Source organism: Georgenia sunbinii (genome assembly GCF_036421875.1).
Lineage (GTDB): Bacteria > Actinomycetota > Actinomycetes > Actinomycetales > Actinomycetaceae > Georgenia_B > Georgenia_B sunbinii.
This window is the reverse complement of sequence record NZ_JAZGOL010000002.1, coordinates 724,106-736,818: the sequence shown is the minus strand read 5'-3', so window position 1 is coordinate 736,818 and position 12,713 is coordinate 724,106. Positions and strand designations below refer to the sequence as shown.

Below are 12,713 nucleotides of genomic sequence, written 5' to 3'. Positions count from 1 at the left end.
ATCACCGCCCACCGCGAGCCGGATCGACGAGGTCTGCTCTGTGGCGCCCCTCGCGCACACGGCGCGGGTCAGCCGGACAGGCTGCCAAGGTAGGCACGGTAGGTGTGCATCAAGCGACGGCCAGCGGCCGCCCACGTAACACCCGGTGCACTCTTAAGCGCACCCACCCGCAACCGTTCGAGCCTCACAGGATCCCCTGCAAGCTCCGTGAACTGCCTCGTCAGTTCCGGAACATCGCCTACCCGATGCACGAGGGCGTTCTCGTCGTGACGGCAGATCTCCGTGCACGCATCGGAAACAAGGGGGACACAACCCGAGGCCATCGCCTCGATGCAGACCAGACCGAAGCCCTCCTCGAGACTAGGTAATACCATCACGTCGGCCTGCCGCATTAGGTCGGGCAGGTCGTCACGGTGACCGAGATCTTGAACGCTCGGATGGCTGAGCTGTTTCCGAATAATCTGGGCGTACTCCGGCAGGATGCCGCCCGCGACGAGGAACGTGCCATTCTCGGAGGCCGGAGAACGCAACCACGCGTCAAGAGCAAGGTGGAGACCCTTGCGAACGGCTGCATAACCAGCAAACAGTACGGTGAACGGACGATCAGGCACCCGACCCTTCGCTGGCGTAAATTTCTCTAGGTCAACTCCGTACGTATGCCGGGCGAGTTTCTCCGCCGGTACACCTTCATTCAGAAGAGTTGTCACCACAAATTTCGACGGGCACAGGAGCTGATCTGCGAGGGCAAACTCTTCCTCTTCGAGACGGAGAACGTCGGCGTCAAACGCGTGCTCAGCACCGCGAGGCAAGTCGACTCCAAGCCGCTCACTCTCGGCGGCCACCGTCGCGAAGGCGAATCTGGTGTGTGCGTTCGGGCGTTCCAGGAAGGTCGGTATGCCCAGCTCACGCGCCGCCCGCAGCGTGCGACGAGCACCTCTCGGCCACGCGTGTATGACGTCGATTCGATTGGCGAGACGCGGTAGGGCACGCGCAACCATTCGGTCGTGCCACATGCAGGCGCGGGTCATACCAACAAGTCGGTAAGGGAGACGAATATTTCCACGACTGAGAGTTGTGCGTACATCCACACCGTTCGGCACCGGCCGAGCGATCGACCCGGTAAATACCGTGACATGGGCGCCCGCTCCATGGAGGCTGCGCACTTGCTGCCAGGCGGTGTAGCAGACCCTGCCCGCACCCATACGTTGCGGGAAGCTGTACAGGACGCGAAGTGGTCGGTCGTCGTTCAAGGCTGCTCCTGGTCACTGGTCGAGACATTTAGTGGCTGACCGCAGGTTTTCACGTTTCGCTGAAGATGATCACGCAACCCAGCAGTCAGTGGTGTGGTGACGTAGCGACTCCCTGGCTCTGTACGCGTGATTGCGGACGATGGGCGTACATTTTCGAGACGCAACAGTGCGCCAGTCGCTCCAATAACGACGAACAATACGCCGACGAATGTGGCGAAACCGAACGAGTCAAAGGTCCCACTCGCCAGGAGTGCTGCTGGCATGACCGCCGCGAGTGCCTGCCCAAGATGCCGAGACTCCTCACTCAGACCACGTAAACGCACGCTTCTCGAAATGAGATAGGGAACGACGAACAGGGACACTAGGGCGAGAAGCCCGAGGACCCCGCCCCCTATCACTGTGCCGTAAATCTGGTTGTCGAGCAGAATATAGCGTTCCGGAATAACAGTGCCGGCCCCTCGACCGGTCCACGGCCGTTCGGCGAACATCTGAGACACGAATGCCGAGTCGGAGAGCCTGCCCTGGATGCTCGGATCATTATCGAGATTCGAGAACAGGGCTCGGATGGTTCCCAGCACGCCGCGGTTGACCACGTGGAAGACGGCGGTGGCAAGCACGGCGATGACGAAGACGTTGTAGCGCCGCCGCCATGGCCAGACAACGGCCAGCAGGCCCATTGACACTGCGACGGTCAAGATGGCGGAGCGGGAGATCGACAGCGGGATGCTCGACGCGATCAACCCGACGAAGACCCAGTGGATAACCCGCCGCCACCCTGGTGCGGCAAAGAAGGCGTAGTGCAGGGCGATCGGCAGCACCAGCGCGAGCACCACCCCGAACTCGATGTAATGGTTCGCCGTCCCGGCCACCCGAGCGAAGTCGGCATCACCACGCGCTCCCACGCCGATGAGAGCGTAGTTGTGCCGCAGTCCCGGGAAGCGGATGAACTGAGTCAGGTCGACGATCCGGAGGAACTGCAGCAGGCCGACGAATGCCATCACCGCGGAGAAGCCGACAACTGCTCTCAGCAGCACGTCGAGCTGCCTGCGGGTGCGGACGCCGTCGGCGACGGCGAGACCGACGCCCACCATCGCGATGTTGAAGATCAGCCAGCGATCAGCGCTGTTGGCCTCGATCTGCGGCAGCATCCGGTCGTAACCCACGGCGTAGCTGAAGATCTGGACGCTGAGATAGCCCCCGAGCAACCAGCGGATCGGTTGGCGGCCTGCGGGGAGTCCTCCTCTGCGCCGGGCTGAGAGGAGCCAGAGGCATGCGAGGAGGATCCCGACGGCGACGGATGGGCGGCCCACCGCTCCCAGACCACCGATGACCAGGCGTGCCGGGATGAGGAACTGCAGCGCAAGGAAGACGACGAGTACCCCGAGCGTACTGAGCCGGCGTTGCCGGAGCAGGACCGGGAGCCACTCGCGGGCACCGCGCCGTGGCCGCCGCAGCAGGATCGGCTGGAACTTCGCGGCAGGGTCAACGTGCAGCTCGGCGGATCGCCGCGAGCCGTTCGACGATGCAGCCGCGGAGCCGGTCATAGCCGTGCGCGGTCCCGCTGACGTTCGGGCGGACGGGCCTCGATGGGCGGCAGCGCTGATGCCTCGGCCAGCTCAGCGTCATCTCGGCGCCGCCCTAGGCGCTTCGCACGACGGCGACGGTACAGCCCGACGATATCGTCGAACAGCACCGCGACGAGCAGGGCGAGGCCGGCGCCCAGGACTCCGACTGCAGCCTGCACCTTGCGCTTGCCGTCATAGACGACGCTCTCCACCGAGGGCTCGGCGAGGACGTCCACCCCGTACTGGGACGAGGCGCTCACGCTGGCGGCCCCCTGCCGGGTGAACAGCTCCTCGGCAGCCAGCTCGAACACCCGCCTGCCGGTCTCGAGTGCGACATGAGGGTCGTCGGCGCGCACCCTCACGTTCATGATCGTGCTCCGGCTCTGGCTGGACACCTCGTACGCCGGAGCAAGACCCTCCGCAGCGATCCGCGCTTGGGTCTCCATGCTGTTGAGCACGATCGCCACGGCCGCATTCGCCTGGTCCTGGCCACCGTAGGGGTTGGGAACCGTGGCCGGCGCGCTCCCCGGTGTGATGAGTGCAGTGCCGGTGACCTCGTACTCGGGTTGCACGCTGTCGCCCGCCAGGTACACCGCCACTCCGGTGAGCGCGAGCAGCGGCAAGAAGATGTACCAGCGGCGCAACGTCGCCAAGGTGATCTGCCAGACGTCCAACGTGGCCTCCACTCATCCGCACCGATGCATGGACATCGTGCCATCCACCAGGGGCCCCCCGGGCCGTCTTCACCAGATCAGCACCACATCTCGACGACCGTGGCGCCGCAGCAATTGTGAACGGGCTGTCAGTCGTGCACCGGCGTGTCGAGGTAGGCGGCGGCCTGGAGCCGGAAGAGCTCGGCATATCTGCCCTCTCGCGCCATCAGCTCCTCGTGCGAGCCCGTCTCCACCACCCGCCCCTGGTCCAGGACGTAGATGACATCGGCGGACCGGACCGAGGAGAAGCGGTGGGAGATGAAGACTGCGGTACGGCCGGCCAGCACCTTGCGCAACGAGCCGTACAGCGCGCTCTCCGCCCTGGGGTCGAGTGCTGCCGTCGGCTCGTCAAGGATCATCAGGCTGGCGTCCCGGTAGAAAGCGCGCGCGATCGCCACCCGCTGCCACTGGCCCCCGGAGAGGTCCCGGCCGCCCTTGAAGATCCTGGAGAGGATCGTGTCGTACCCCTGCGGCAGCCCGCTGAGGAAGGAGTCGGCGCCGGCCCGGTGAGCAGCCTCTTGCATCCGGGTGTCGTCGCCACCCACGGCGACTCGGCCGAGCTCGATGTTCTCCCGACCGGTGAAGGCGTAGCGCACGAAGTCCTGGAAGATCACCGCCACCTGCTCCCGCAGCGCGACCCGCGAGTACGTCCGCGTATCGGTTCCGTCCCACCGCACGGCGCCAGCCGACGGGTCGTAGAGGCCAGCGAGGATCTTCGCCAGTGTGGTCTTTCCCGAGCCGTTCTCTCCGACGAGGGCAACGACCTGACCGCGACCGATGCGCACGTCGACGCCCTGGAGCGCCTCGTGCTGACTACCTGGGTAGGAGAAGTGGACGTCGTCGACGACGATCTCCTCGAAACCGACCGGCGGGTCGTCACCCGTCTCTTCACCTCGCGCCTGGGCGCCGACCGCCATGAAGCTGTCGACATCGTTGAGGAACAGTCCCGCTTCGAAGATCGACTGCGTCCCGCGCAGGAGTGTCTGGATCTGTCCCTGGAGCATCCGGATCGCGACGATGGCAGCTCCGGCCTGAGCGACCGTCACCTCCCCCTGCGCAATCAACCAGACGAGCACGAGGAGCGTTCCGGTGAGCACCACCGCGGAGCCGAGGTTACCGACCAGGCTCAACAAGCTGCGCCGGCGTAGGTGCCGCGCCAGGTCGAGGAGATAGCGGCGGTAGTTCTCGTCGAAGCGCGAGCGCAACGTGGGGCCGAGATCGAACGCCCGGACCTCTTTGGCGTCGTCACGCCCGGTCATCAAGAAGCTGAGGTAGGAGCGCTGACGTTGTCGCGGAGTCTGGTCGACGGTGAACCCGAACTCCGACCGGCTCTCGCGCCGGTTGGTGAGAATCACCGGGGCTCCCCCGACCAGCAGGAGCGGCAGGAGGAGGGGATGGATGCCGACGAGTACCGCGCCGACCCCGATGGTTGCGGTGAGACCGCCGATGACGTTGAACAACGCTCGCGTCACCTGGAACGGCCGGGTCGTTGCGCTCGCCTCCACCCGCTGCAACCGGTCGTAGAACACGGCCGACTCGAAGTAGCGCAACGACACCCCGGTGGCCATGCCGAGGACCTCCTGGTAGGTCCGGCGCGCCACGGCCTCGCCGAGGTACCGGCTCATGTTCCCGAGGACCGCGCTGAGCAGCGAGGCAGCCGCCATGAGCCCGGCCAGAGCCAGCGTCGGCCACAGGAGCGCGGACGACGCACCCCCGGCCGGTCCGAGGTCGAGCACCGCACCGAGGAGCGTCTCGACAACAACCACCTGCAACGCGAGCAGTATCGCGGCGACCACCTGCACCACGAGCAGCGCGAGGAACAACATCTTCCCCGCCGACCACACCAACCGCACGGACCGGCTGATGAGGTGCCACAACCGGCCGACCGATCGCCGCTGGTTCCGGCTCTCGATCTGCAGGTCCAGCGGGTCGACGAAGTCAGACCCTCCCGCCGTCATCGACGTGGCCCTTCGTCCCGAAGCTGCACGTGGCACCCCTTCCCTCCGCCGACCCGTGAGCCCGGCACGACCACCGTCACCGTCGGCGCGACCTTGCCCGTCGTCGTGATCAGCGCCAGCGTACGGGCCACCGCCGTGCGGTTGTGCCGGTTGCGGACGTTCGGCATCGCAGTGCCTGCCACGGTCAGAGCCGCCCAACCACGGGGTGAGAGGCCGATGCCAATGAAGCACCGAGAATCCGCGTCCGCAGCGGTGATCACGCGCCAACCCTCACCCTCGCGACTGAGGTGCAGGGGCAAGCCATCATCCGGCTCTCATCCTTTCCCACAGTCAGAGCGCGTGCCAGATTGAGATCTCAGCGCGGGCGACGGCGACGCAAGGGCCCTTCCGCCGGCAGCACGACGCACGACCAACATGGAAGGGCGAAGGATCACTGTGAGCATCCCCCGGCCGTCCGAGAGCCACCCGTCGTCTCGCCGCGTTCCAGAATGGCGGTCCATCACTCGCCAGCGCCTCGCGCCTCGCAGCGACCGGGCACAGGCAGCACGATGACGCTGCGGACCGATGGCCAGGCTCAGGGGCTCGGCCTTGCTCAGCACCTTCCGACACTCCTCGCCAAGCTGCTCCCGGCTCGCCTGCCGACGACCATCCGGCCGTGGCGCGCCTCGGTGGGCCGGTACCTCGCCCTTGCCGTGCTCTGCGACTTCACCATCGCCGCCATCGTGGTCGCTGTGCTCACGACCGGTGGGCGAGGCATCACCGAGGCTGCTGCCCTCGCGCTCGCTGCCGGCCTCGGCTTCATCATCACCATCGCCGGCTGCCGCGGCTACCGCGGCATCCGGGTCGCCTCCGGGGCCGGGGAGTTCCACAGCTTGTTCCGAGTCGCCGGCGTGCTAGCCGTCGCATCGTTGGCGGTCCACTACGTCGGCGTGACCGAGCTGCCCGGTGCCACGTTCATCGAGGCACTGGGCGTCACCATCGCCCTCGCGCTCGTCGCCCGCGCGCTCACCCGGCTGGTCGTGCGGCACCTGCGGGCTCGCGGGATGTTCGTCCGCCGCACCCTCCTCGTGGGCAGCATGGAGAGCCTCAACCACATCTTCGAGGTGCTCGACGAGGCACGGTCCCACGGCTTGGTCATCGTCGGGGTGTGCACCCCGACGCCTCCGGACAGCACCTCCACCAGGAGCCCGGTCCTCGGCCGGTACGAATCCATCCCGCAGCTCGTCGACGAGTTCAACGTCGACGAGGTCCTCATCGCTGCCGACGCCATGGAGGCGACCGACCTGCGCCGCCTCGGGTGGCGGCTCGCTGACCGGCCCACCGGCCTCCTGGTGCTGCCCTCGATCACCGAGGTGGTGCCGCGCCGGGTGCACATGGAGTCTCTCGGTGGCACACCGCTGCTGGGCGTCGCACTCACGACGCCGCGGCCGAGCCGATGGACCAAGGCCGTCTTCGACCGTGCCGTCGGTGCAACGATGCTCATCGTCGCTCTCCCGATCATCACCATCGCCGCGATCCTGGTCCGGTCGACGTCCCGGGGTCCGGCGCTCTTCAAGCAGACGCGGGTCGGGATCGACGGACGTCCGTTCACGATGCACAAGCTGCGGTCCATGACCACCGACGCCGAGAAGCGGCTACCGGCGCTACGGGAGCACAACGACGGCAACGGCGTCCTCTTCAAGCTCCGCGAGGACCCCCGGGTGACACCGGTCGGCCGGGTGCTTCGGCGGCTGTCCATCGACGAGCTTCCCCAGCTGTGGAACGTCGTTACCGGGCAGATGTCACTCGTCGGCCCACGGCCTGCGCTGCCCGAGGAGGTCGCCGCGTTCAACGAGGACGCTCGTCATCGGTTGTGCGTCAAGCCCGGGCTGACGGGGCTCTGGCAGGTCAGCGGGCGGTCGAACCTCTCCGCCGCGCACTCGGCGCGGCTGGACCTGCGCTACGCCGACAACTGGTCGATGGCCATGGACCTCACCATCCTGTGGCGCACCGCGCGAGCAGTCCTCGGTGGCAAGGGCGCGTACTGAGGCGCTGGTCGCGCCGTCACGGGTCATGCGGTGGGCACCGCATGGCGTCACTCGAAAGGATCACCGACGATGAGTCGTACCAGTACCCGCGCATGGGCGGCGCTCTCCGCTGCCGCGCTCGTGCTCACCCTCCTCGGAATGAGCGCGGCACCGATCGCCGCCGCTGACGAAGGGGCGCAAGTCTCGTTCAGCCTCGACCGCAAGCGCACCTCCCCCGTCGCCATGGACGGCGCTGTCGTCGACGGCCTCGTCTACCCGTTCCTCACCGGGGATGACGGTGTCACCGCGGTGAGCTGGTACCTGGACGACCCCGAGATGGCGGGTGAGCCGCTCCGGGTGGACACGACCTCCCCGTTCGACTTCTCCCCCGGCTCGGTCGCCCATGCGTCGGCGCCGTTCGACACCGCGACACTGCCCGACGGCGAGCACGTCATCACCGCACAGGTTTCGACCGGCAGCGGCACACTCACGCACCAGGCCACCTTCGTCACCGACAATGACGTCGAGGCACTGCTGACGACCTCGACGCCCGGCGTGGCCCTGACCATGCGGCAGGGTGGCCAGCCACCGACGGCGACGGTCGACGTCGGCACCTCCGACGGCGTTGCCCGGCCCTTCACCGCCGTGAGCACCGAGACGTGGCTCTCGGTCACCGGCGGCGGCACGACCCCGTCAGCGGTCACCCTGGTCGCCGCCACGGACCTCCCGCTCGGCACCCACCGTGCCGACGTCATCGTCGAGTCGCCCGACCTGCCCAGCGTCTCCCTGCCCGTCACACTCACCGTCCAGCCGGCCGCGATCGACGACTACACCGTCGTCTACAGCGCGGACCCGAAGCGCACCAGTCCGGCACGCCTCAACGGCGCCACCGTGGAGGGGGACGTCTACCCGCTCCTTGCGCCCGAGGCGGACGTCGCCAGCACGAGCTGGTGGCTCGATGACCCCGCCATGGGCGGTGAGCCGGTACGCACCGACACCGTCGCGCCCTACGACTACGCGCCCGGTTCGGTCAGGCACCGCGCCGAGCCACTGCCGACGGCGACCCTGCCCGACGGCGAGCACACCATCACCGTGCTCGTCGTCACGACTGACGGCGCCCAGGAGGTCCGCACCGCGGCCTTCGCGACGGACAACGGCTCGAACACCGTCACCTGGGAGCCGGAGACGCTCGTGGTCGAGGCGGAGGAGGGGGACGGTCCACTGGACCGCACCGCCCGGCTGACGGCGACCGACGCCAGCACCGTAGCCACCCTCAGCAGCGACGCCGCCTGGCTCACCGCCGACTCCCCCACCGGCGCCCTGCCGGTCGACGTCGCGCTGACCATCGATCCCACCGGCCTTCCCGGTGGCACCCACACCGGTCGGGTCACGGCGACGGCGGACGGCGCGCTCTCCGCCGTCCTCACCGTCTCCCTCGTCGTCGACGCGGCCCCCGGCCTCATCGTCGACCCCGCATCCCTCGCCCTGAGCGCAACGGAGGGCACGGGGCCGGTCGACGCGACGCTGTCCGTCGTGGCGAGTGACGGTTCCAGCATGCCGGTCCAGGCCACAGTCTCCGCCGACTGGCTCGCCGTCGACCCGAGCTCGACCGTCACGCCCGCCCAGATCACCGCCACAGCCGATCCGAGCATGCTGCCGCTCGGAGACCACACCGCGGACGTCACGCTCTCCTCTCCCGGGCTCCCGGACGTCGTCGTCCCGGTCACCTTCGAGGTCAGCACGGAAGCGAGCCTGTCCTTCGACGTCGTCTACAGCCTCCACCAGAAGCGTGGCTCCCCCCAGCCGCTGACCGGGACCACGGTCAGCGGCGTGGTCTATCCCTTCCTCGGCTCGGCCGATGACGTCTCGAGCACGTCCTGGTGGCTCGACGACCCGGAGCGCACCGGCCAGCCCCTGCGGGTCGACTCCACCGTGCCCTTCGACTTCACCCCCGGCTCGGTCACGCACGCCGCGGCGCCCTTCGACACCGCGGGCATCCGCGACGGCCAGCACACGATCACCGTCGAGGTGCTCGCCGCCGACGGCACCACCCACGTCAGCCACGCGACGTTCCTCACGGCCAACGCCACGAGCGCGCTGAGCTGGAGCGAGTCACAGCTCGACGTCGCTGCCCCGGCCAACGGCGCAGCCGAGACCCACACGCTCGAGCTCACCGCGACCGCCCCGGGCACTGTCGCTGACATCACGTCGAACACCTCGTGGCTCCGTGCATCCGTCAACCAGGCCACGACGCCGGCGACCGTCGACGTGACGATCGAGCCCGGCGGTCTCACCGAGGGTGTGTGGCGCGGTGAGCTGGTCGCCTCGGCGCCGGGCACGTTCTCCGCCACGTTCGCCGTCACGCTCGTCGTCGGCGACCCCGGCGACTGTGCGCCCGTGACCTGCTCGCTCATCAAGGTCGGCACCCCGTACAACCTCGGCTTCCGCTACGACGCCGGGAACATCATCGACACCAACGGCACCGGTACCGGCTTCACCACCCTGCTGCCGCGACCGGACGGCTCGGAGTTCAAGCGCGACCGGATCGCGGTCAATCTCGGTGAGGGCACGCTCGACGTCACCGGGACCCAGGGCTCCGTCAAGGAGAACACCCTGGACAACGCTCTGGGCGTCGGCTTCGACGGTCCGAGCGCCACCACCGTGATCAGCGCGACGATCGCCGGACCGCCCCCGGCCAGCGGGAAGTTCGAGCAGGCCGGCGTGTGGTTCGGCTACGACCAGGACCACGTCGACCGCATAGCACTCGTCCACACGTCCACCGGCTGGCGCGTCGAGCACGTCCTCGAGGTCGACGGCACGGAGGTCGCACGGCGGAACTCGCCCACGCTGACCATCCCCAGCGACGTCCCGATCGAGCTCTCCTTGCGGGTCGACCCGAGCACCCGCCAGGTCACCGGCTCCTACAAGGTCGGCGACGCCGGCGTGGCTCCCCTGCGAAGCTTCGACGTGCCGGGCGAGTTCTTCAGCTTCGACGGCGCCGGGATCGACCCGGTCATCGGCACCCGCAGCTTCGGCGGGATCTTCGCCAGCCAGCGCGGCGCGGCGCAGGCACCGGTCTTCCGGTTCTCCCAGTTCGCCGTCACCGGCGAGCGCGACCCCTCGAACATCCCCGACTTCCCCTTCGACCGCTCGTCGGTGGACGTGCAGTTCCCGACGTCGCTGGCTTACGGGCCGGACGGCAGGCTTTACGTACAGTCCATGTTCGGCAAGATCTATGTCCTCTCCTTTGCCGCGGACGGCTCGGTCACCGACACCCAGGTCGTGTCGACCCTGGGCACCAGGCTGGCGCTCGGGCTGACCATCGACCCCGCCTCGACGGCCGAGGACGTCATCGTGTGGGCCGGGCACTCCTCCCCGTCCGCGAGCAACGGGATCGCCGACTCCGGAGTCGTCTCACGGCTCTCGGGCCCTGGGCTCACACAGCGGACCGACGTCATCACCGGCCTGCCCCGGTCGTTCGCCAACCACGGCACGAACTCCATCGCCTTCGGCGCCGACGGCAGGCTCTACCTCGCCCAGGGCGGCAACACCGGGGCCGGCGCACCGAACACCGCGAACACCGAGTTCGGCGAGCGCGGCGAGCAGCCGCTGTCGGCCGCGCTGCTCGTCGCCGACGTCACGGCGCCCGGGTTCGACGGCGACTGCGCCCACCCGACCGACATCTACCTCTCCGGCGACTGCGACGTCGACGTCTTCTCCTCGGGCCTGCGCAACACCTACGACTTCGTCGAGCACTCCAACGGGCTCATCTACGGCCCGGACAACGGGCTCGGGATCGTCGGCAGCTTCCCGACCTCACCGGTCGCCCCGTGCACCGGCTTCGGCAGCACCGCGCCGTGGTCCCAGGGCGGTGGCAACCCGGGCAACCAGAACGACGTGCTCAACGTCCTCGAGGAGGGCAGGTACTACGGGCACCCCAACCCTGCCCGCGACGAGTGCGTCTTCAAGAACGGCAGCTACCAGGGCGTCGACCCGCTACCGACCTTCACCGAGCCGCTCCAGGACCTCGGGCCGAACCGGTCGGCGAACGGCATCATCGAGTTCTCCGGCGACGCCTTCTGCGGCGCCCTCGACCACGACCTGCTCATCACCAACTACTCCGTCGGTGACGACATCACCGCGGTCAAGCTCGCCTCAGACGGCCGGTCGGTGGTCACCGCCAGGAGCATCATCGGCGGTTTCAAGGACCCGCTGCCGATCGCCCAGCTGCCGGACGGACGGATCGTCGTCGGTGAGTTCGCCGGGGGCCAGGTCACCTTCCTCACCCCGCGCGACACCGGCTGCTGGGAGTCCGGTGCACCGCTGCCCGTGAGCCTGCTGGACGCCGGCGGCGCGACGGTCGACGGCGCCATGTACGTCGTCGGCGGCAAGGGCTCCGCGGGCCACTCGACGCAGGCCTACCGGTACGACACCGCGACGGACGGCTGGGCGCGCATCGCCGACCTCCCCGGCGTCGGTGTCGAGAACCCGGCGATCACGACCGCCGATGGCAAGGTGCTCGTCCTCGGTGGCTCGACCGCACCCTTCTCCGGCGCGGTGGCCTCCGCCTGGTCCTACGACCCGGGGACCGACGCGTGGCAGGCGCTGCCCGACATGCCGACCGCCCGAGGTGGGGCGACGGCGCAGGTGCTGGACGGCTCGGTCTACGTCGCGGGCGGCATGACGAGCAACGGCGCCTCGACCGACGTCGTCGAGCGGTTCGATCTCGCCAGCGGCACCTGGAGCACCGTCCCAGCCATGGCGGTGGCACGGGACAACCCGGGCTCCGCCGTCGTCGATGACGTCCTGTACGTGTTCGGTGGCCGCACCCGGCTGGCGAACGGCCAGTCCCCGGCGCCGACGCTCGGCTCGGTCGAGGCCTTCGACCTCGCCACCGGCACATGGCAGGAGAGGGCGCCGCTGCCGACACCCCGCCGCACGATGGGTACGGGCGTGGTCGACGGCCGGGTGGTGCTCGCCGGTGGCGAGGCCCAGGCCGACGGCTCACCGTTCGACACCACCGAGCTCTACGACCCCGTCGCCGACGAGTGGTCGACCCTCCGTCGAATGCCGACCGGCCGGCACGGCGCCGCGGCGGCAGTGGTCGACGGCCGGCTCCACCTCGTCGGTGGCGGCACCGCGGCGGGCGCGTCGTGGAGCTCGCTCCACGAGGTGCTCCAGCTGCCGGACGCACCGTGACTTCCTCATCCAACCGAAGGGC

General features: G+C 68.7%; 6 protein-coding genes. 2 read left to right on the top strand and 4 right to left on the bottom strand.

The window, feature by feature from the left end; all coding sequences use genetic code 11:
* Positions 1–68: 68 nt before the first annotated feature.
* The 4 genes from V2J52_RS07675 to V2J52_RS07660 form a co-directional block, all read right to left on the bottom strand.
* Positions 69–1,250: a glycosyltransferase family 4 protein gene (locus tag V2J52_RS07675; protein ID WP_331227076.1), complete on the bottom strand. Its 1,182-nt coding sequence runs from the start codon at positions 1,248–1,250 to the stop codon at positions 69–71.
* Positions 1,247–2,794: an O-antigen ligase family protein gene (locus V2J52_RS07670; RefSeq protein WP_331227075.1), complete on the bottom strand. Its 1,548-nt coding sequence runs from the start codon at positions 2,792–2,794 to the stop codon at positions 1,247–1,249. Before V2J52_RS07670 ends, V2J52_RS07675 begins: the two co-directional genes overlap by 4 nt.
* Entirely contained in the window at positions 2,791–3,501 is a 711-nt protein-coding gene (locus V2J52_RS07665) for a YveK family protein (RefSeq protein WP_331227074.1), read from the bottom strand. Before V2J52_RS07665 ends, V2J52_RS07670 begins: the two co-directional genes overlap by 4 nt.
* Positions 3,502–3,617: 116 nt before the next feature.
* Positions 3,618–5,486 (bottom strand): ABC transporter ATP-binding protein, encoded by a 1,869-nt coding sequence (locus tag V2J52_RS07660; protein ID WP_331227073.1) that lies wholly within the window; start codon positions 5,484–5,486, stop codon positions 3,618–3,620.
* A 548-nt stretch (positions 5,487–6,034) separates the two neighbouring features.
* Between V2J52_RS07660 and V2J52_RS07655 the strand changes: the two genes are divergently transcribed.
* Positions 6,035–7,513: a sugar transferase gene (locus tag V2J52_RS07655; RefSeq protein WP_331227072.1), complete on the top strand. Its 1,479-nt coding sequence runs from the start codon at positions 6,035–6,037 to the stop codon at positions 7,511–7,513.
* A 69-nt stretch (positions 7,514–7,582) separates the two neighbouring features.
* Entirely contained in the window at positions 7,583–12,691 is a 5,109-nt protein-coding gene (locus tag V2J52_RS07650) for a Kelch repeat-containing protein (RefSeq protein ID WP_331227071.1), read from the top strand.
* The last annotated feature ends 22 nt before the right edge of the window (positions 12,692–12,713 follow it).

Bases quoted from the DNA above. Each gene is read 5' to 3' on its own strand.
- V2J52_RS07660 (WP_331227073.1), bottom strand. From the start codon at position 5,486: ATGACGGCGGGAGGGTCTGACTTCGTCGACCCGCTGGACCTGCAGATC.
- V2J52_RS07670 (WP_331227075.1), bottom strand. From the start codon at position 2,794: ATGACCGGCTCCGCGGCTGCATCGTCGAACGGCTCGCGGCGATCCGCC.
- V2J52_RS07655 (WP_331227072.1), top strand. From the start codon at position 6,035: ATGACGCTGCGGACCGATGGCCAGGCTCAGGGGCTCGGCCTTGCTCAG.
- V2J52_RS07650 (WP_331227071.1), top strand. From the start codon at position 7,583: ATGAGTCGTACCAGTACCCGCGCATGGGCGGCGCTCTCCGCTGCCGCG.